Here is a 20,256-nt window from a genome sequence, read left to right as displayed (position 1 = left end):
CGGTCACCGGCGCAGGATCAGGTCCAGGGCCTCGGCACGCGACGCCGAACTGGTCTGGAACAGCCCGCGCACGGCGGAGGTGGTGGTGCTGGCACCGGGCTTGCGGATGCCGCGCATCGCCATGCACAGGTGCTCCGCCTCGACCACGACGATCACGCCGCGCGGCTGCAGCTTGCGCATCATGGCGTCGGCGATCTGGCGGGTGAGGCGTTCCTGGACCTGCGGACGCTTGGCGTAGAGGTCGACGACACGCGCCAGCTTCGACAGACCCGTGACGCGGCCCGTGGGGCCCGGGATGTATCCGACGTGGGCGACGCCGTGGAACGACACGAGGTGATGTTCGCACGTCGAGTACATCGGGATGTCTCGCACGAGGACGAGTTCCTGATGACCTTCGTCGAAGGTCGTGTCGAGGACCTCGTCCGGGTCGGTGAACAGTCCCCCGAACACCTCGCGGTAGGCACGGGCCACCCGGGCGGGAGTGTCGCGCAGGCCCTCGCGGTCCGGATCCTCACCCACCGCGATCAGCAGTTCACGCACGGCCGCTTCGGCTCGGGCCTGGTCGAACGTACGACCCGCGTCCACGCTCAATTCGTGGGTCGTCACATCCTCCGGGTCGGAACCCGTATCCGACTTCAGGTGGTTCACCGACACCCGCTCGCCCTCCACTCTTCGCTCACTCGTCTCCATCGGAACCGACGGCCCCGATGCGCGCCCCGTACCGACTCACCGACACGGATCAGTGCCGGCCGGCCGGGCCTTCCCACCGCTGTGTGGGAGGGGGTTCGGGAGCGCCGTAACCATCGCGCGGTTGCGAGTCTCCCACGTGGTTCTCACCACGGTGCGCATCTGCCGCACCGTCTTGGCCGGAGTCCGACGGACGGTCGGCGTCCTGCGGCTCCTGCGGACGCCCGAAACTCTGCGTTTCCTGGGCCTGTTGTCCGTAGCTGGGCTGTCCGTAGCTCTGGGGGTTCTGCCCCTGATGGCCCTGCAGATATCCGTATCCCTGAGGCTGTCCGGGGCCCTGCGGCCCGTGACCCTGCTGTTCCTGCGGGGTCTGCTCGCGCGGCGGCCAGCCGGGAGCCGACCATCCGGCGGGAGCACCGTAGTCCGGACGCGTCGCGTGCCGCGGACCACCCGGATACGGAGCCGTCGGCTGGAAGCCCGGAAGCGGCTCGGAGGCCGGGACCGGCTGCGACTGCTGTTGGGGTTGCGGCTGCTGTTGGGGCTGGGGCTGCTGTTGGGGCTGCGACTGCTGTTGGGGCTGGGGGTAGCCGTTCGCCGGGTGGTACTGCGGCTGCGCGCCGGGCTGGTAGCCGGCGGGAGCGGGCGCCTCGCCCTGGCCCGGATACTGCGGGTGCTGATGCGCCGGCTTCGTCAGCGACGGCGGTTCCGGCGGCCACGGCTCGCCACGCTCGGCCGCGAGCTCGGCGGGCGTCTTGATCGGCGGCTTGTCGGACGGGACCCGATCACCGAAATCGTTGAAGGTCGTGATCCGCGGACGCTTCTTCACGTCGGCCAGGATCCGGTCGAGATCCTTGCGGGTCAGCGTCTCGTGCTCGAGCAGCTCGCCCGCCAACACGTCGAGGGCGTCGCGGTACTCGTTGAGGATCGCCCACGCCTCGGTGTGCGCGGCCTCGATGAGGTTGCGGACCTCCTCGTCGATCTCGCGTGCCACTTCGTGCGAGTAGTCGGACTGCACGCCCATCGACCGGCCGAGGAAGGGGTCGCCCTGCTCCTGGCCGTAGCGGACGGCGCCGAGCTTCGCGCTCATGCCGTATTCGGTGACCATCGCGCGCGCGATCTTCGTGGCCTGGTCGATGTCGGACGAGGCGCCGGTGGTGGGCTCGCGGAAGACGAGTTCCTCCGCGGCACGACCGCCCATCGCCATGACGAGGCGCGCGATCATCTCCGAACGCGTCATCAGGCCCTTGTCGTCCTCGGGCACCGTCATCGCGTGACCGCCGGTGCGGCCGCGGGCGAGGATGGTGACCTTGTAAACCGGCTCGATGTCGGGCATCGCCCACGCGGCGAGGGTGTGACCACCCTCGTGGTAGGCCGTGATCTTCTTCTCGTGCTCGCTGATGATGCGGCTCTTGCGGCGGGGACCGCCGATGACACGGTCGACCGATTCCTCGAGGATCGCCTCGGTGATCACCGTGCCGTTCTCACGGGCGGTAAGCAGCGCGGCCTCGTTGACGACGTTCGCGAGGTCGGCACCGGACATGCCCACCGTGCGCTTGGCGAGCGCACCGAGATCCGCGTTGGGATCGATCGGCTTGCCCTTCGAGTGCACGGCGAGGATCGCCCGGCGACCGGCGAGGTCGGGGTTCGTCACCGGGATCTGACGGTCGAAACGGCCGGGACGCAGCAGTGCCGGGTCGAGGATGTCGGGGCGGTTCGTCGCGGCCATCACGATGATGCCGGAGCGGTCGCCGAAGCCGTCCATCTCGACGAGCAGCTGGTTGAGGGTCTGCTCACGCTCGTCGTGACCACCGCCGAGGCCGGCGCCGCGCTGGCGGCCGACCGCGTCGATCTCATCGACGAAGATGATGCAGGGAGCGCTCTGCTTGGCCTGCTCGAACAGATCGCGCACGCGGGAGGCGCCGACACCGACGAACATCTCGACGAAGTCCGAACCGGAGATCGTGAAGAACGGGACGCCCGCCTCGCCGGCGACGGCACGCGCGAGGAGGGTCTTACCGGTGCCGGGAGGACCGTAGAGCAGTACGCCCTTGGGGATCTTCGCGCCGAGCGCCTGGTAGCGCGCCGGGTTCTGCAGGAAGTCCTTGATCTCGTAGAGCTCCTCGACGGCCTCGTTGGCGCCGGCGACATCGGCGAAGGTCGTCTTGGGCATGTCCTTCGACAGCTGCTTGGCCTTCGACTTGCCGAAGCCCATCATGCCGCCGCGACCACCGCCCTGCATGCGGCTCATCACGAAGAAGAACACGCCGAGCAGGATGATCATCGGCAGGACGAAGATGAGGATCGAGGTCAGCCAGCTCTCCTGGGTGACGCTCGTGTCGTACTTCTGCGCGCCCGACGCGGCGACCAGGTCGAAGATCTGTTCGGAGGCCGACGCGGGGTACTTCGCGATGATCTCGGTGCTGCCCTCGGTCGCGTCGTTGCCGTTCTCGAGCCACAGACGCACCTGCTGTTCGCGGTCGTCGATGCGGGCTTCGCTGACGTTCTGCGATTCGAGTTGGGACACCGCGACGGACGTGTCCACCTGGGTGAAACCGCGCGTGTCGTCGCCGAAGTAACTGAAGGCGTAGATCACCAGCAGAATGCCGGCGACGATCGCCAGATTACGGAACACTGTCTTGCGGTTCATACAGGTTCGGCCCGAGCGGCCGGTCCTTTCGATCGAGTTCGTCGGGGTCTCGCAGTCGCGGCGCTTCGCGCCCGGGGTGGCCGCACGCCGCGACGGTCACTGACCAGGCAACGCAAGGTTACCGCGCAGCAACGAGCGGTCGCCCCGGCACCGGCCGGAGCCGACACCGGGAATACGTCGTAATCGACAACGATCGGGACGGAACCGGAGTTCCCCGGGCCGGGGACCTCACGACGCGGCTCGACCGGAGGTCAGCTGCTGTAGACCTTGGGATCCAGCGTGCCGATGTAGGGCAGGTCGCGGTAGCGCTCGTCGTAGTCGAGTCCGTAGCCGACGACGAACTCGTCCGGGATGTCGAATCCGACGTCCTTGACCTCGACGTCGATCTTCACGGCCTCCGGCTTGCGGAGCAGCGTGACGACCTCGAGCGACGCGGGGTTGCGCGTCGAGAGGTTCTTGAGCAGCCACGACAGCGTCAGACCCGAGTCGATGATGTCCTCGACGATGAGGACGTTGCGACCGGCGATGTCCTTGTCGAGGTCCTTGAGGATGCGCACGACACCCGAGGACGAGGTCGACGACCCGTACGAACTGACGGCCATGAACTCCATCTGCGTCGGGATCGGCAGAGCGCGCGCGAAGTCGGTCATGAAGAAGATGGCGCCCTTGAGCACCCCGATGAGCAGCAGATCGCCTTCCGGCGCACCCACCGGGTAACGCTCGGCGACCGACTGCGCCAGTTCTGCGGTCCGCTCCTTGATCTGTTCTTCGGAGATCAGCACCGACGCTATGTCGTTCTCGTACACCGGGGTCCTTCCCTACCTTCTGCTGCCGGTCGCCCGGACCTTCGCCCGGTCGACGTACTCCACGGCAAGCGTGCCACGCCGACGCGACACCACCAACCTCGTCCCCGTCCGCGGGCCCCGTCCGACAGCGACCGGGCCCTGTCCGCGCCACGCCGCTACTAGATCGTCGACCGTCCGCAGCATCGTCTCGTTCGGCGTGACGGTGTGATCGATCAGCCACGATCGGAGGGCTCTGCGTCGTACTGCGGCGGGAGCCGCCGCGAGAGTGTCGGTGTCGAGCAGGTCGTCCTCGCGCCGCGCTGTCGCGAGCAGGTCGCCGGCCCAGACATCGAGGGCGTGGCCGTCGTCCTGCAGTTGCCCGGCCGTGCGCGCGAGGGCTTCGGCGACGCCCCCACCGAGCACGTCCTCGAGCAGCGGCAGTACCTCACGGCGCAGACGCACGCGCGTGAACCGGTCGTCGGTGTTGTGCGGATCCTCGTACGGGCGGTAGCCGAGTTCGTCGCACGCCCGGCGGGTCGTGTCGCGGCGCACGCCGAGCAGCGGCCGGCCCCACGGCGGGTCGAAGGGTGCCATCCCGCGGATCGAACGCAGCCCCGATCCGCGGCCGAGACCGAGCAGCACCGTCTCGGCCTGGTCGTCGAGGGTGTGCCCGAGCAACACGGTCCGGTCGTCGCGGTTCTCGTCGAGCGCCCGGTAGCGGGCCGCGCGCGCGGCGGCCTCGAGGCCTCCCCCACCGGTGACGTCCACACCGACCACCATGACGGTCGCGCAGCCGCGGGCCCGGGCGAACTCCGCGGCCCGCGCGGCGACGACCTCGGAACCGGACTGGAGGCGATGATCGACGACGACGGCGTGCACCGCCTCGGTCTCCGCGACGGCGGCGGCGGTCAGGGCGGCGGAATCGGCCCCGCCCGACAACGCGACGGTCACCGCGTCGGCCGGGTGCGCGCCCAGCCAGGCCCGCACGGCGAGGCGCACCTCGTGGATCGCCGAGGCTTCGGGCAGCAGCGGACGATCGTTGGACGGTGAAGCCACGATCAGCTCAGCACCCGCGCGATCCACGCATCGGGATGGTCGATCTCCGTCAGGGTGGGCAGGGCGTCCGGACCGGACCACACGGCGTTGAAGTCGTCCGTGCCGACCTTCGCGACGACGGCGTCGACGAACTTCTTGCCGTGCACGTACTGGGCCATCTTGGCGTCCATGCCGAGGACGAGCCGGATGAGGCGATGCACCGGGCTGCTGTTGCGGTGCCGCCGGTTGTCGAACGCCCGCCGGATCCGCGCGACCGACGGGACCACGGCCGGGCCGACACCGTCCATTACATGATCGGCGTGGCCTTCGAGCAGCGTTCCGAGCGCGAGGATCTGATCGAACGACTCGCGCTGAGACTGTGCCTGCAGCGCCCGCACGACACCGAGCATGCCCCGCTCCGACATCGCCTTGTCGCCGGGAGTGCGCAGGTCCTTCACCGCCGACACCACGCGGGTCGCGACGTCGCCCATCGGTTCGTCGACCGCGGTGGCGAGGTCGGCGGCGGCCTCGCGCATCAGCTCGGCCATCCACGGTGCCTGTGCGAACTGCACGCGGTGGGTCACCTCATGCAGGCACACCCACAGCCGGAAGTCGGCGGGCGGCACCTTCAGGGCGCGTTCGACCGCGACGACGTTGGGCGCGACGAGCAGCAGCGAACGAGAGAACGGGTCGTACTGTCCGAGCACCGCGGACGACAGGTAGGCGAGCATCGCGCCGGCCTGCGCGCCCGCCGGTTTGCCCACCCAGCGGAGGGAGGAGCCGGCCGGATCCTCGCCCGAGGTCGCGGTGAGGTCGGCCATCGACGCCGCGGCCGCACGTACCCAGCCCGGCCGGTCGACGACCTGCGCGGGCGGCGGCTCGGTTCCGTCGTCGAGACGCGTGTGCTCGCGCACCGGTCCCTCGGCGCGCGCGGCGGCCGAGAACAACTCGTCCTGCACCGCATCGCGGGTGTACCGCGACATCGCGGGTTCGGAGCGGGTGAGGCGCACGCCGACCCCGGCCGCGAACGACCAGTCGATCGCGTCGCCGAGTGCCCGCTCCTTGCCGGTCATCGGCAACCGCACTCACGCAGTACCGACGCCACGGCGTCGAGGGCGGGCCGAGCCTCGCTCGGGGACCGGCCGTTGGACAGCAGAGCGAACGACAGCACGCGGCCGTCGGAGTCGACGGTGTATCCCGTGAGTCCGTTGACCTCGGTCAGAGTGCCGGTCTTCGCCCGCACCCATCCGGCTCCGGCACGGGTCGTGGTGCCGTAGCGGTCGGCGAGCGTGCCGGTCGCTCCGGCGACGGGAAGATAGTCGAGCATGGGCCGCAGCTCCGTCCTGTTCGGTCCGGCCGCCTCGGAGATCACGCGATCGAGCGTACGAGCAGGGATCCGGTTCTCGACCGAGAGCCCGCTGACGTCGCGCAACGTCACACCGGTGACGTCCAGACCCGCTTGCTGCAGGGTACCGGTCACCGCCTTCGTCGTGCCCTCGAACGAGTGCTCGTTGCCCGTCGCGACGGCGACCTCCCGTCCGATGGTCTCCGCGAGGACGTTGTCGGATCGGCGCAGCATCTGACCGAGACGCACAGTGAGTGGCGCCGACTGGACCGACGCCATGGGCGCCGCACCGGGTGAGGCGGATCCGAGCGCTACCCGCGCGGGGTCGGCACCGAGCGCCGTCGCCAGTGCACGACCGGCGTCCAGGGCGGGCGTAGCGCTGCGAGGCGATTCGTCCTCGAGTGGGTTCGACCGGGCGCCGTCGAGCATCACCGGTTCGATGGGTGCGACGTAACCGTCGCCGACGTCCTGGGGAAACCAGCCCGGCGCGAGCGGACCCCCGCTGTACAGACTCGTGTCGACGAGGACCGTCTCGACCGTCGTGCCGCTGCGCCGGATCTGTTCGGCGAGGTCGGCGATGCGGGGACCACCGGGGTAGAAGCTCTCCTCGCCGGGCGGCATCGCCGAGAGGGTGGGGTCGCCACCCGCGATGAGGACGATCTCCCCCGGCTTCGAACCCTCGACGACACGCGTGGTGATCCGATGATCGGAGGGCAGCACGAGCATGGCGGCCGCGGCGGTGAGGATCTTCGTGGTGGAGGCCGGGATCAGCGCGCGATCGGCGTCCTTCGACCACAGCACCGTGCCGGTCGTGGGGTCGGTGATCGACCCGGCGAAGTCACCGAGGCCGGGATTGTTCACCGCCTGGTCGAGTGCCGCCGCCAGCGAGGTCGGGTCGGGCGTCGGAGCGTCGGGCGAGACCGCGGCGACCGCGGGGGTCGCGATCACCGGTGCCGGTGCGGGGAGCACGACCGCGCCGGCGGACGCCCGCACGTCGTAGATCGCGAAGGCTCCGCCCACGACGAGAGCGAGGAAACCCGCTCCCCAGATCCCGAAGAGGATCTTCATGTTCCGTCGTCGCCTGGTTGCCAGTGAACCCTGCTTCTTGTTGCCGCCCTGCCCCGTCAACACGCCTCCGCTGCATCCTGCACACACTGGTCGACCAGCTACCCGCACTTCCCGCTGCCGGCCGCACACTGCTGTGACGCACTCGGGGCCCCGGTACCTGCACCTCCAGCCTAGCGCCGCGACCGTTATCCTCTCTGCGGACCATCACCGCAGATACGGATGTCGTATCCGCCGGAAAAACACCGACGAAGTGAGGCAAGGCGTGGAGTTCGAGGTCACCATCGAGATCCCCAAGGGACAGCGGAACAAGTACGAGGTCGATCACGAGACCGGACGCGTCAAGCTCGATCGTTACCTGTACACCTCGTTCGGCTACCCGGCCGACTACGGCTACATCGAGAACACCCTCGGTGAGGACGGCGATCCGCTCGACTGCATGGTCCTGCTGCCCGAGTCGGTCTTCCCCGGCGTGATCGTCGAGGCCCGCCCCGTCGGCATGTTCAAGATGGTCGACGAGGCCGGTGGCGACGACAAGATCCTGGCCGTCCCGGCCGGCGACCCGCGGTGGGATCACGTCCAGGACATCAGCGACGTCTCGCAGTTCGAGCTCGACGCCATCAAGCACTTCTTCGTGCACTACAAGGATCTCGAGCCGGGCAAGCACGTCGAGGCCGCCGACTGGGTCGGTCGCGCCGAGGCCGAGGCCGAGGTGACCGCGTCGGTCGAGCGCCTGAAGAACAACGGCGGGCACTGACACCGAGCCTGTACAACGCGGATCCCCCGGACGATGCGATCGTCCGGGGGATCCGTCGTCTGCGGGGTCTATTCGCCCTTGAACTGCGGCGGGCGCTTCTCGAAGACGGCGGTGATCGCCTCGGTGAGGTCCTCCGACGGCAGGAACGCCGCGTTCCACGCCGCGACGTAGCGGAGGCTGTCGTCGACCTGCGGCGAGCGCGTGTGGTCGAGGACGTTCTTGATGCCCTGGACGACGAGCGGCGGGTTGGCGGCGATCTCCGCGGCGGTCGCGTGAGCGGCGGCCAGCACTGCATCGGCGTCGTCGTGGACGTCGTTGACGAGACCGATCTTCTCGGCGCGGGCGGCGTCGATGTCCTTGCCCGTGAGCGCGAGCTCGCGGACGTGACCGTCGCCGATGATGAGCGGGAGCCGGGCGAGGGTGCCGACGTCGGCGACCATTCCGACCTTGACCTCGCGGACGCTGAACTTCGCGTCGGCGCTCGCGTAGCGGATGTCGGCGGCGGAGATGAGGTCGACCGCTCCGCCGATGCACCAGCCCTGGACCGCGGCGACGACCGGCTTGCGGCAGTCGGCGACGGCCGTGATGGCCGCCTGCATGTTCTTGATCAACGTGTGGAAGTCCGTGCGCGGCTTCGCGAGCGCCTTGCCGGAGACGACGGCGCCGAGGCTGCCGCCCATGGCGACGAGGTCGAGGCCGTAGGAGAAGTTCCGGCCGGAACCGGCGAGGACGACGGCGCGGACTTCGGGGTCGGCGTCGAGCTCACCGAACAGGACGGGCAATTCCGCCCAGAAGTCGGGGCCCATGGCGTTGCCCTTGCCGGGGCCGATGAGCGTGACCTGTGCGACGTGATCCTTGCGTTCGACGGTGAACGCTTTCCAAGGCGAGAGATCGGACAATGTGTGTTCGGCGGCTCTCGGCCCTCACAAGGGTGAGAACCGCCGTCCTCCTTCCAGGGTCGGGCTTGTGATGGTGACGACGGAATCTGTCGGTGGGCGTCGATAGCGTGCCCGGGCATGGGGGTCGAGGTTGTGCGTTACAACTTCCGGTTGCGTGCGGGCAGCAACGCCGAACGCGCGCTGCTCGACGAATGGCATCGCTGCAGGTTCCTGTGGAACGAAGCCGTGCACCTCCAGAAGACGGGCGCACGACCCACTTCCGGGAAGCTGAGCAAACAGCTGACCGAGACGCGCAGACGATCGGCGTGGTTGCGGGCCGGCTCCCAGGTCGCTCAACAACAGACGTTGCGGACCTACGCTCGTGCGCTCGACTCGTCGTTCGCGGTGAAAGGACGCAACCGCCCGAAGTTCAAGTCCCGGAAGGAAACGTCGCCGACTCTCGAGTACACCCGTCGCAGCTTCCGGATCCAGGAAGGCCGATTGCGCTTGCCGAAGGGCGTCACAATTCCGGTGGTGTGGTCGCGGAAACTGCCATCCGAACCGTCGAGTGTGCGCATCACCCGCGACTCGGTCGGAGATTGGTACGCGTCGTTCGTCGTCACCCGCAGCACCGAACCTCCGGCTCCGGCGCCGCCTGGTTCGGCGATCGGTGTCGATTGGGGAGTGACCCACACGGCGACCACCACCGACGAGCGGTTCGACCTGCCGCACCGGGGTCATCGCAAGCGTTGCGCGGCGGAGCTGGCGAAGGCGCAACGAACCATGGCTCGCCGACGCAGACCCAAGGGAAGCCGACCGTCCAACGGATACCGGCGAGCCCGCAAACGTGCGTCGCAGGTGCAGAAGAAGGCCGCTCGGCGGAACCAGCACGAGGCACGGATGTGGGCGCGCGGGGTGGTCGCACACCACGCACTGATCGCCGTGGAGGATTTCCGCCCCCAGTTCCTCGCCCGATCCACGATGGCGAGGAAAGCGGCGGACGCCGCGATCGGCGCTGCGAAGCGCGAACTCGTCGAGCAGGGCACGCGGGCCGGCCGGAAGGTGGTGCTGGTACGGCCCGCATACACGTCGATGACGTGTTCGAGATGTTTCGCGAGAGCCAAGCAACGCCTCGAACTCGGCGAACGAACCTTCCGATGCTCGGCCTGCGACTACAGCGCATGCCGGGACCGGAACGCTGCCAGAGTGATTCTGGCTGTAGCGGAGCGTGGCCACACCGGTGTCGACGACGTCAGACAGGCGGATCACCTCCTGGGTGGTTCGGTTGCGGTCCGAGCCGGGGATCTCCTGCCTTCTGGCAGGAGAGGCGTTAATACCGAAGGGTAACTTGTTTACGTACGGACTGTATCGAGCCACCCCACGACACGACACGACGACGACGCGTCCTCGGAACCGCGCCCATCCGGCGGCGATTTTCCTACTCTTGATCCATGACCAGGTCGCTGCATCCGAATGCCCACCGCGTCTCGGACACGCTCATCGCCCGCGGCCATCACGGTCTGATCGTCCAGCAGCCGGAGACCGTGCACACCGCTGAGCAGGCCGCCGCCGCGGTCGGTGTCGAGGTGGGCGCGATCGTGAAGTCGCTCGTCTTCCTGCTCGATGACGACCCGATCCTGCTGTTGGTGTCCGGGGCGCATCGCGTGTCGGTCGAGCGGACCGGCGACCGGCTCGGCGGCGAACTCGTGCCGGCCTCCTCCGACCTGGTCACGGAGGTCACCGGCCAGCCGCTCGGTGGCGTCGCACCGCTCGGTCATCCCACGAACCTGCCCACCTACATCGACCGTGCGCTGCAGCTCCACCCGGATCTGTGGGCGTCGGGTGGATGCCCGAACACACTGTTCCGGACCGTCTATTCGGAGCTCATGCGCATCACCGCGGCGATCGACGTCGACGTGGACTGAGACCGTCCACCTACCGGTACACCGGCATCTCCATCCGGGTACACTTTCCGTCGTGACAGTCCGAGCGTGGAGCCGCAGGCATGTCGACCTGTGTCGTACCCGCTCGTGCCTCTGTGCGTTCTGAGATCCGCACCATCCCTTCCTCTTTTCCGGCGCCGCACTGCTGCGGGTAGTTGCCTGCCCGGCGCCGTTCACCTTCCGACCAGCGGAGCCCTTCCATGACCACGTCCTCCATCGAGAACCCGGCCGGCAGCTCGGTCGATTCCCCCGAACTCGTTCTCATCGTGCAGATCTCGGACACGAACGCCGGGTCGGCGGGCGATCTCGCCGCCCTCGCCGATGCTCTGCGGGAGACCGCGCTCGATCTGCTCCCGGGTGCGCGCACCCACACTCTTCTCAGCCCCGGCCCGACCCCTCTGGTCATCGATCTGCCGGCCCGGGGGCTGGTGCTCGACAATCAGCGGGTCGAGTTGAGTCACAGCGAATTCGAGATCCTCGCGCACCTGGTGCGTCGGCCCCGCGTCGTGGTGTCCCGCGCGGCATTGAGGCCGCTCGGCGCCGGATACTCGGAGAACGACGACTTCGACACCGACCGCGGCAACCGCAGTGTCGACGTCCATGTCTCCCGGATCCGTTCCAAGCTGGGACGTTTCGGCAACATCATCACCACTGTCCGCAGGTCGGGCTACCGGTTCGATCCCGATCCGCGCGTACACGTCGTCGAATCACTCGACCGCCGTACGGCGTGAACGCATGCGAAGGAGGGGCAGGAGTCGAAACTCCTGCCCCTCCTTCGCAATACCGATGCGTGTCAGGAAGCGCGCACGGATGTCCGAGCGCCCTCACCGAACCGGCGCAGGACCTCGACGACGGTCGGCGAGACCTCGACGAGGCCGCGCGACTCCAGCCACGGCAGCGTTCCGTCGACGAGATGCTCGACGGTGAACGGCGCGGCGAACGGGATCAGCGTGACGCCGTCGGCGACCTGCACGGCATGGATGTCCGCGATCAGCCCGGCGAGACCGTGCGGCGTTCCGACATAGGACAGCGTGCCGGCCTCCCCGCGAGTCGATTCCGGGCGGGTGCGCCGGGTGCGGGCGGTGCGGGCATCGGAGGCGAGGACGATCTCGACGTCGACGAGCACCGTGACCGAATCGGGATCGCGGCCCCCCTCGGCGGCCTCTGCGCGGATGCGGTCGCGCAGTTTCCCGGCTTCACGCAGGTCGGCGGCACGCACCCGCACGACGTTGGATACATCGGCGCTGAGGTCGAGCGGCGGGTCGCCGACACGTCCCAGGGTCAGGTCGGCCCAGTAGTCGGGCCCGGAGTGACCGGTGAGTTCGACGGCGACGCGCAACGGCCGGATCGCGGCGGACTCGACGACGGCCGGGTCTGCGGATACAGGGGTGACGGTGGATGCGACGGACATGGGATACCTCTCGGTACGGGCCGCGGAGCGGCACGGAGGGATCGGCCTGTGAGCCGGAAGACTGTGAGGGAGAAGACCTTCAGTCCGGACAGATTCCCGATGCCGTACGGCAGAGGTCGACATGGCGACGGCACCAGCGTGCCGCAGCGATCGTCCTCGCCCGTCCCATGCGAATTACCCTACTGATCCTATGGGGAATTGTCGACCGTTAGACGCACGGAGATGCGTCGCCGTCGGTCGCTCCGAGGCCGGGACGCGTCTCCGGCGAGGGGTTCCACACGCCGGCGGTCTTCGCGTGCACCCACGTCGGCCCGTTCTCGACCAGCAACCGGAGCGCTCCGAGGAGCCGCTCGACATCGTCGGACGAGCTGCCGAGTCCGAGCGACGCCCGGACGGCTCCGCCGGCACGACCGACCCGCGCGAGCAGCGGGTGGGCGCAGAAGCGTCCGTCACGGACGCCGATGCCGTACTCGGCGGACAGATAGGAGGCGACGTGGCCGGGCTCGTAGCCGTCGACCGTGAAGGTGACGATCCCGACACTGTCGGCCGAATCGTTCCACAGCCGAAGCACTTCCACGCCGTCGATGGCCTGCAGACCGTCGACGAGCAGGGCGCACAGGGCCTCCTCGTGACGGATCACCGCGTCGGCGTCGAAACCGGCGAGCGCATCGCACGCGGCGGCAAGGGCGGCGACGCCGAGCACGTTGGGGGTGCCGGCCTCGTGACGCGCAGGGGCGCAGGACCATTCGGTGTGATCGAGGCGCACCTCGCGCACCGCGCCGCCACCGGCGAGGTACGGCTCGGCGGCGTCGAGCCAGTCTCGGCGGCCGACGAGCACTCCCGCACCGAACGGCGCGTACAGCTTGTGGCCGGAGAAGGCGAGGTAGTCCACACCGAGCTCGACGAGATCGACACGGCGATGGGGCACGAGCTGCGCACCGTCGACGAGGATCCGGGCACCGGAAGCGTGTGCGAGCTCGGCGAGTTCGGCGATCGGCAAGACCTCACCGGTGACGTTGGAAGCACCGGTGACGGCGAGCAGGGCCGCGGGTGCGCGCTGCAGTTCGACCGCGAGACGCCATACCGTCTCGGAGACGGTGTCCGCAGCCTCGACGATGCGAGAGTTCTTCCAGGGCAGCAGATTCGCATGGTGCTCGATGTCGAGCACCACGACATCGCCGGGCACCGCACTCGCGAGCAGGTTCAGCGAATCGGTGGTGTTGCGCGTGAAGACAACGACCTGGTCGTCGGCCGCGCCGACGAAGCGCGACACGGAGGAGCGGGCGTCCTCGTAGGCGGTGGTGCTGATCCGCGAAGCGTATCCGGCGCCGCGGTGCACGCTCGCATAGAAGGGCAGCAGCTCGGTGATGCGGTCGGTGACGGCGGACAGCGCCGGTGCGCTCGCCGCGTAGTCGAAGTTCGCATAGGTGCAGGTACCCCCCTGGACGAGCGGAACCTGCACGTCACAGCCGGAAACGGTGGCAAAGGGAGCGATGCAGGTGGTGGTGGCTACAGCAGTCATGACAAATCCCTTGTGTACTCGGGGACCCGCCGGTGACGCCTACGACGGAGAATTCTCGTCGCCGGCGGAGTCCGCGCTTGCCGTGTCCGGTAGTGGATTCACGGCCCGGTCGTCACCCGGAGCACCCCACCGCGGTTGGAGGGTTGCCGACCAGCTAGCCGGGGCTTGACGCTGGTACTCATGACCTGGCGAAGAGAATGGCAGGACGACCGGGCCGTGTCAACCCCGCACAGCTCCGCGTCGCCCGGCACCGCACGACGCCGACACGCGTTCTGCGCGCCGAACGTTCACCTGCCGTCCACCCGGACGTGAGATAACCGGAAGCACCATCGAGCAGAAGGACCCGCGGAATTGCCAGCCATAACCTCGACCCCCGTCGGCCGGTCCCCCATCCCCGACGAGTTCCTCCGCGCGTCGCACACTCCACCCGCCCGCACCCTCGTCGACCTGCTGCGGAGCACTGCCGAAGCACATCCCGACGCCCCCGCGATCGACGACGGCGCGACGGTCCTCGAATACGCCGAACTGGTCGAGGCGGTGATCGCCGGTGCGTATGCGCTGAACGACGCGGGCGTCGGGGCCGGCGACAGGGTCGGGGTCCGCATGACCTCCGGGCGCAGCGACCTGTATGTGACGATTCTCTCCATTCTCGCCGCGGGCGCCGCGTACGTCCCCGTCGACGCCGACGATCCCGACGAGCGGGCCGAACTCGTGTTCTCGGAAGCGCAGGTCACCGCCATCGTCACGGACGAGGGCATCGGACCGGGCACGGCCGCGCCGTCGGGCACCCCGGTGGTGCGGGGCCCGAACCTCGATGACGACGCGTGGATCATCTTCACCTCCGGTTCAACCGGAACACCGAAGGGTGTCGCCGTCACCCACCGCAATGCGGCGGCCTTCGTCGACGCGGAAGCGCGAATGTTCTGCCAAGGGGAGCCGCTCGGTCCCGGCGACCGGGTCCTGGCCGGGCTGTCCGTGGCGTTCGACGCCTCGTGCGAGGAGATGTGGCTCGCCTGGCGGCACGGCGCCTGCCTGGTTCCGGCGCCCCGCGCGCTCGTCCGCTCCGGCATGGACCTCGGGCCGTGGCTCGTCTCGCGCAACATCAACGTCGTCTCCACGGTGCCCACCCTCGCGGCGATGTGGCCGGCCGAAGCCCTCGAGGCGGTGCGTTTGCTCATCTTCGGTGGCGAGGCCTGCCCACCCGATCTCGTCGAACGTCTCGCGGTTCCGGGACGCGAGGTGTGGAACACCTACGGCCCCACCGAGGCGACGGTCGTGGCCTGCGCGTCGCTGATGGACGGCACCGGACCGGTCCGCATCGGCCTGCCCCTCGACGGATGGGATCTCGCCGTCGTGGACGCCGACGGCAACCCCGTCGAGGAGGGCGCGACCGGTGAACTCGTCATCGGTGGTGTCGGCCTCGCGCGCTACCTCGATCCGGCGAAGGACGCCGAGAAGTACGCTCCGATGCCCACGCTCGGCTGGGACCGCGCCTACCGCAGCGGTGATCTCGTGACGCTCGACCGCGCCGGTCTGCTGTTCCAGGGACGCGCCGACGACCAGGTCAAGATCGGTGGCCGCCGCATCGAACTCGGCGAGGTCGACAACGCACTGCAGAACCTGCCCGGCGTGGCGGGCGGTGCGTGCGCGGTCCGCAAGACGGCCGCGGGACATTCGATCCTCGTGGGATACCTCGCCTCCACCGATCCGGACTTCGACATCGCGTCGGCCCACGACCTGCTGTCCGAACAACTCCCGGCCGCGCTCGTCCCCCGACTCGCGCTCGTCGACGAACTGCCCACCCGCACGTCCGGCAAGGTCGACCGCAACGCTCTGCCGTGGCCGCTGCCCGGCGCCGATGCCGACTCGGTGGAAGCACTCGGTCTCGATCCCACCGCCGAATGGGTCGCCGAACTGTGGACCGACATCCTCGGCGCCCGGATCGAGGGCGTCGACGACGACTTCTTCGAACTCGGCGGTGGTTCCCTCGCGGCGGCGCAACTCGTCACGGCGCTGCGGAGCCGGTATCCGGAGATGACCGTCGCAGAACTGTACGACCACCCGAGGCTCGGATCGCTCGCCGTCTATCTCGACGAACTCGCACCGACGGAAGCGGCGACACCGCGAGAGGTGATGCCGGTGCCGCGACTCGCCCAGCTCGGGCAGATCGCGGTGACCGCCGTCCTCACCACCCTCACCGGACTGCAGTGGGTGACCTGGCTGGCGATCCTGAACAACATCGTCGCGCTCGTCGTCGACGTGCCGTGGACCGTCACCCTGTCGTGGTGGTGGGTCGCGCTCGGTGTCCTGCTGTTCCTCACGCCCGTCGGGCGCATGGCGATCTCCGTCGCGGGTTCGCGTCTGCTCCTGCGCGGCATAGAGCCCGGAAGCTACCCACGCGGTGGGAGCGTCCATCTCCGGCTGTGGACGGCTCTGCGACTGTCCGAGGCCGTGGGTGCCGTGAACATCTCGAGCGCTCCCTGGATGCGGCAGTACGCGCGGGCGCTGGGAGCGAAGGTCGGCCGCGACGTCGACCTGCACAGTCTTCCACCGGTCACCGGTCTCCTCGAACTCGGCGACGGGTGTGCCGTCGAGCCGGAGGTGGACCTCGGCGGCTACTGGGTGGACGGCGACCTCGTCCACATCGGAAGCATCCGGATCGGTGCCGGCGCCACGGTGGGCGCCCGCTCGTTCCTGGCCCCCGGCGCGCGGATCGGTAAGGACGCCGAAGTGGAGGCCGGATCCGCGGTGTTCGGTCGCGTGAAGGCCGGGCAGAATTGGTCGGGCTCCCCCGCCCGCAAGGCCGGCAAGGCCGACCGGCCGTGGCCCGCCGCGACACCGCCGCGGGGCGGCAGGTGGGTGCCGGTCTACGCGCTGTCGTCGATCCTGCTCGGCGGTCTGCCCGTCGTCTCGATCGCCGCCGGGGTCGCGCTGCTCGTGTGGTGGGTGCACGACACCCCCACCGTCTCCGACGCCGTGGTGCACTCCCTGGCGATGCTGCCCGTCGCGGCGCTGCTGACGATGTTCGTCTTCGCCCTGCTCACCCTGACGGCCGTGCGACTGCTTGCCGTCGGGATGACCGAGGGCTGGCATCCCGTGCGCAGCCGCGTGGGCTGGCAGGTGTGGTTCACCGAGCGCCTCATGGACTCCTCACGCACCTTCCTGTTCCCGCTCTACGCGTCGATGCTCACCCCGATCTGGCTCCGATTGCTCGGCGCCGACATCGGTAAGGACGTCGAGGCGTCGACCGTGCTGATGGTTCCCAAGTTCACCAAGGTCGCCGATGGAGCGTTCCTCGCCGACGACACGATGGTCGCCTCCTACGAACTCGGCGGCGGGTGGCTGTACATCTCGCATGCGAAGGTCGGCAAGCGTGCCTTCCTCGGCAACTCGGGTATGGCGGCGCCGGGTCGGCGCGTCCCGAAGCACGGGCTCGTCGCGGTGCTCTCCGCGGCTCCGGAGAAGGCGAAATCCGGCTCGTCGTGGCTGGGCAGTCCCCCGGTGCGCCTGCGGCGCGCAAGCGGTGACAGCGACGCGAGCCGCACCTTCGCACCGCCGCTGAAACTGAAGATCGCGCGCGGCGCGGTGGAGACCTTCCGGCTCGTGCCCATGGTCGTCACCTACGGCATCGGGCTCGGTGTGCTCTTCGCACTCAACACCCTCGCCGTGCACTGGGGCTATCTCGCCGCTGCGCTGCTGGGCGGTCTCGTGCTCATGGTGGCCGGAGCCGTGGCGTGCCTCGTGACCGTGATCGCGAAATGGCTCGTCGTCGGTCGGATCGGACGCGTCGAGCACCCGCTGTGGAGTTCGTTCGTGTGGCGCAACGAGGTCTCCGACACCTTCGTGGAGACCGTGGCGGCACCGTGGTTCGCCCGGGCCGCGGCGGGCACCGCCGTGATGAACCTGTGGCTGCGCGCGCTGGGGTCGAGGATCGGGCGCGGTGTGTGGTGCGAGAGCTACTGGCTGCCCGAGGCCGACCTGGTGTCCCTGGGCGACGGTGCGACCGTCGAACGCGGTTGCGTTGTACAGACCCACCTGTTCCATGATCGGATCATGTCCATGGACACCGTGACCCTCGGCGCCGGCGCCACGCTCGGCCCCCAATGCGTCGCGTTGCCCGCCTCGGGCATCGGCGACGGTGCCACCGTCGGCCCGGCCTCGCTGGTGATGCGCGGCGACGTCGTCCCGCCGTCCACTCGCTGGCAGGGCAATCCGATCACGCCGTGGACCACGCCGAACGACTGGTCGCCGCGGTGAAGCCCATCAAGGCCGCCAAGCCCGTCGCGCCGGTCGCCGCGGACCGGCCGCTCGACCCTTATCTGCCCGAGAGCGGGAACCGCGGCTACCGGGCCTCCCGCTACGAACTCGAACTCACCTACAAGGTCGTGTCCAATCGGCTCGACGGCCGGGCGAAGATCATCGCCACGACTACGGACGTGCGCGCCAAGTATTCGCTCGATCTCGCGCAGTCGATGCGAGTCACGAAGGTGACCGTCAACGGGCGACGTCCCGCCAAGTTCGCGCATCGTGGCGGCAAGCTCACCGTCACCCCCGCCGAGAAACTCCCTGCCGGGGCGGTCCTCGTCTTCGGTGTGCAGTACTCGGGAACCCCCACCCCACTGCGGACCATGTGGGGTGAGGTCGGTTGGGAAGAACTCGACGAGGGTTCGCTCGTCGCGAGTCAGCCCAACGGCGCACCCACCTGGTTCCCCTGCGACGACCATCCCGGTTCGAAAGCCACCTACCGCATCGCGGTCACCACCGACGCTCCGTTCGTCGCGATCGCGAACGGCACCCTCGTGCACAAGACCACGAAGGCGAGTCGCACCACCCGCGTCTACGAGCAACCCGAACCCATGGCGACCTATCTCGCCACGGTCCAGACCGGGCACTACGAGATACGCACCCTCTCAAACGAACCCGTGCCCCAGTACGGCATCCATCCGCCTCGGTTGCGCGCGGCGTTCGATCGGGACTTCGCTCGCCAGACCGAGATGCTCGAGTTGTTCACGCTCCTGTTCGGCCCGTACCCGTTCGCGCACTACACCGCTCTGGTGACCGACGACGACCTCGAGATCCCCCTCGAAGCACAGGGATTGTCGATCTTCGGCGCGAACTTCTGCGACGGCACCGGCCGCGAGGAACGGCTCGTCGCACACGAGTTGGCGCACCAGTGGTTCGGCAACAGCCTCACGCTGAACCGTTGGTGCGACATCTGGCTCCACGAAGGATTCGCGTGCTACGCGGAGTGGTTGTGGTCGGAGAACTCGGGCGGCAGGTCGGCGCATGCACATGCGCTCGACGCCCACCGGGGTCTGGCCCGCAAGCCGCAGGACATCCTGCTCGAGGATCCGGGCCCGAAGGACATGTTCGACGACCGCATCTACAAGCGCGGAGCACTGACTTTGCACGCCCTGCGAGTGCAGCTCGGCGACGAGCCGTTCTTCACCCTCCTACGGACGTGGACCGCGGAACACCGGCACGGCAACGTGACAACGGCGCAGTTCAAGGATCTCGCCGCACGTTTCTCGGACGTCTCGCTCCGGCCGCTGTGGGAGGCGTGGTTGAGCACGCGAGAGCTTCCCCCGGCACCGACCGCCTAGTTCCGAGGGCGCAGAGATGCATCCAGTGCGCTCATCAACTGTCCGACACGACTTCTCGAGGTAGGGGCGATCGGATATCTGGACAGGACGTCGACCACCACGGGGGTCGCACGGCGCCGGGCGTCGTCGAGCGAGTCCTCAGCTGCCGTCGGGTCTCCGCCCGCACGGAGTTCGGCGATGCGAGCGACACTCGCAGCGGTACGCAGGATGTGCCCGACCTGAGTGGCCTTCGCGATCGGGTGCAGATAGGCAGCCGCGGCGGCATCGCCGGCACACCGCGCGGCGAGGGAAGCCGCTTCCGTCGGTGCATCCTTCGCAGCTCGGTGGGCATCCAGGGCGGCGACGCGCTGGAGTCTCGTTCGTCGCGCACCGTCGACGAATTCTCGCGCCGCATCGAGTGCTGAACGTGGACGACGGTCCTCGGGCACGGATTCCTCGAAGACGGGAAGCACGTCCTGTCCTGAGTTGGCTCACGTATTCGGCATGAACGACGGCTCACGTCTGTGACCTGCTGGTTCTCGCCGTGATCGAGCTGATTTCACGCACTAACAGCCCGGGTTTTAGGCTCAGCGGGTGGC

At 68.8% G+C, this 20,256-nt stretch carries 16 protein-coding genes and 1 riboswitch; of the genes, 6 read left to right on the top strand and 10 right to left on the bottom strand.

The window, feature by feature from the left end:
• Positions 1-3: 3 nt before the first annotated feature.
• The 6 genes from folE to dacB form a co-directional block, all read right to left on the bottom strand.
• Complete coding sequence (folE, locus tag K3M35_RS12170; protein WP_006550518.1) at positions 4-669, bottom strand: GTP cyclohydrolase I FolE; 666 nt, start codon at positions 667-669, stop codon at positions 4-6.
• A 70-nt stretch (positions 670-739) separates the two neighbouring features.
• A complete protein-coding gene (gene ftsH / locus K3M35_RS12165; protein WP_220666471.1) occupies positions 740-3,334 on the bottom strand; it encodes an ATP-dependent zinc metalloprotease FtsH in 2,595 nt (864 codons plus the stop codon).
• 251 nt (positions 3,335-3,585) lie between these two features.
• The gene (gene hpt / locus K3M35_RS12160) at positions 3,586-4,140 is read right to left on the bottom strand and encodes a hypoxanthine phosphoribosyltransferase (RefSeq protein ID WP_006550520.1); all 555 of its coding nucleotides are present in this window, start codon (positions 4,138-4,140) and stop codon (positions 3,586-3,588) included.
• A gap of 12 nt (positions 4,141-4,152) precedes the next feature.
• Complete coding sequence (tilS, locus tag K3M35_RS12155; RefSeq protein WP_220666470.1) at positions 4,153-5,202, bottom strand: tRNA lysidine(34) synthetase TilS; 1,050 nt, start codon at positions 5,200-5,202, stop codon at positions 4,153-4,155.
• Positions 5,178-6,227 (bottom strand): zinc-dependent metalloprotease, encoded by a 1,050-nt coding sequence (locus K3M35_RS12150; protein ID WP_220666469.1) that lies wholly within the window; start codon positions 6,225-6,227, stop codon positions 5,178-5,180. The genes tilS and K3M35_RS12150 overlap by 25 nt, the downstream gene beginning before the upstream one ends.
• The gene (gene dacB, locus K3M35_RS12145) at positions 6,224-7,567 is read right to left on the bottom strand and encodes a D-alanyl-D-alanine carboxypeptidase/D-alanyl-D-alanine-endopeptidase (RefSeq protein ID WP_220666515.1); all 1,344 of its coding nucleotides are present in this window, start codon (positions 7,565-7,567) and stop codon (positions 6,224-6,226) included. Before dacB ends, K3M35_RS12150 begins: the two co-directional genes overlap by 4 nt.
• A 262-nt stretch (positions 7,568-7,829) precedes the next feature.
• Between dacB and K3M35_RS12140 the strand changes: the two genes are divergently transcribed.
• Complete coding sequence (locus tag K3M35_RS12140) at positions 7,830-8,321, top strand: inorganic diphosphatase (RefSeq protein WP_006550524.1); 492 nt, start codon at positions 7,830-7,832, stop codon at positions 8,319-8,321.
• Between the two features lie 68 nt (positions 8,322-8,389).
• Here the strand turns inward: K3M35_RS12140 and K3M35_RS12135 are convergent, their stop codons facing one another.
• Entirely contained in the window at positions 8,390-9,220 is an 831-nt protein-coding gene (locus tag K3M35_RS12135; protein WP_033096936.1) for a crotonase/enoyl-CoA hydratase family protein, read from the bottom strand.
• 117 nt (positions 9,221-9,337) lie between these two features.
• Between K3M35_RS12135 and K3M35_RS12130 the strand changes: the two genes are divergently transcribed.
• The 3 genes from K3M35_RS12130 to K3M35_RS12120 all read left to right on the top strand — a co-directional run bounded on the left by K3M35_RS12130 (position 9,338) and on the right by K3M35_RS12120 (position 11,873).
• Positions 9,338-10,546 carry an RNA-guided endonuclease TnpB family protein gene (locus tag K3M35_RS12130; RefSeq protein WP_220666468.1) on the top strand — a complete coding sequence of 403 codons (1,209 nt, stop codon included), beginning with the start codon at positions 9,338-9,340 and terminating at the stop codon, positions 10,544-10,546.
• A 104-nt stretch (positions 10,547-10,650) separates the two neighbouring features.
• Entirely contained in the window at positions 10,651-11,124 is a 474-nt protein-coding gene (locus K3M35_RS12125) for a YbaK/EbsC family protein (protein ID WP_220666467.1), read from the top strand.
• Positions 11,125-11,342: 218 nt separating this feature from the next.
• On the top strand, positions 11,343-11,873 hold the full coding sequence (locus K3M35_RS12120; protein WP_138841499.1) for a winged helix-turn-helix domain-containing protein: 531 nt from the start codon (positions 11,343-11,345) through the stop codon (positions 11,871-11,873).
• 62 nt (positions 11,874-11,935) lie between these two features.
• Here the strand turns inward: K3M35_RS12120 and K3M35_RS12115 are convergent, their stop codons facing one another.
• Positions 11,936-12,553: a hypothetical protein gene (locus K3M35_RS12115; RefSeq protein ID WP_220666466.1), complete on the bottom strand. Its 618-nt coding sequence runs from the start codon at positions 12,551-12,553 to the stop codon at positions 11,936-11,938.
• A 208-nt stretch (positions 12,554-12,761) separates the two neighbouring features.
• The gene (locus K3M35_RS12110; protein WP_039957820.1) at positions 12,762-14,075 is read right to left on the bottom strand and encodes an aminotransferase class V-fold PLP-dependent enzyme; all 1,314 of its coding nucleotides are present in this window, start codon (positions 14,073-14,075) and stop codon (positions 12,762-12,764) included.
• 68 nt (positions 14,076-14,143) lie between these two features.
• Positions 14,144-14,261, bottom strand: a riboswitch (SAM riboswitch).
• A 165-nt stretch (positions 14,262-14,426) separates the two neighbouring features.
• Here K3M35_RS12110 and K3M35_RS12105 point away from each other — a divergent pair.
• Positions 14,427-18,332: a Pls/PosA family non-ribosomal peptide synthetase gene (locus K3M35_RS12105; protein ID WP_220666465.1), complete on the top strand. Its 3,906-nt coding sequence runs from the start codon at positions 14,427-14,429 to the stop codon at positions 18,330-18,332.
• Positions 18,299-19,678 carry a M1 family metallopeptidase gene (locus K3M35_RS12100; protein ID WP_374107762.1) on the top strand — a complete coding sequence of 460 codons (1,380 nt, stop codon included), beginning with the start codon at positions 18,299-18,301 and terminating at the stop codon, positions 19,676-19,678. The genes K3M35_RS12105 and K3M35_RS12100 overlap by 34 nt, the downstream gene beginning before the upstream one ends.
• On the opposite strand, the gene K3M35_RS12095 is transcribed toward K3M35_RS12100, so the two are convergent.
• Positions 19,675-20,130 (bottom strand): putative immunity protein, encoded by a 456-nt coding sequence (locus K3M35_RS12095; RefSeq protein ID WP_374107761.1) that lies wholly within the window; start codon positions 20,128-20,130, stop codon positions 19,675-19,677. The genes K3M35_RS12100 and K3M35_RS12095 overlap by 4 nt on opposite strands.
• Between the last annotated feature and the right edge of the window lie 126 nt (positions 20,131-20,256).

The sequence above is a fragment of the Rhodococcus sp. DMU2021 genome (genome assembly GCF_019641445.1).
GTDB classification, from domain to species: domain Bacteria; phylum Actinomycetota; class Actinomycetes; order Mycobacteriales; family Mycobacteriaceae; genus Rhodococcus; species Rhodococcus pyridinivorans.
The sequence above is the reverse complement of the archived record's forward strand: the minus strand, read 5'-3'. Positions and strand labels throughout refer to the sequence as shown.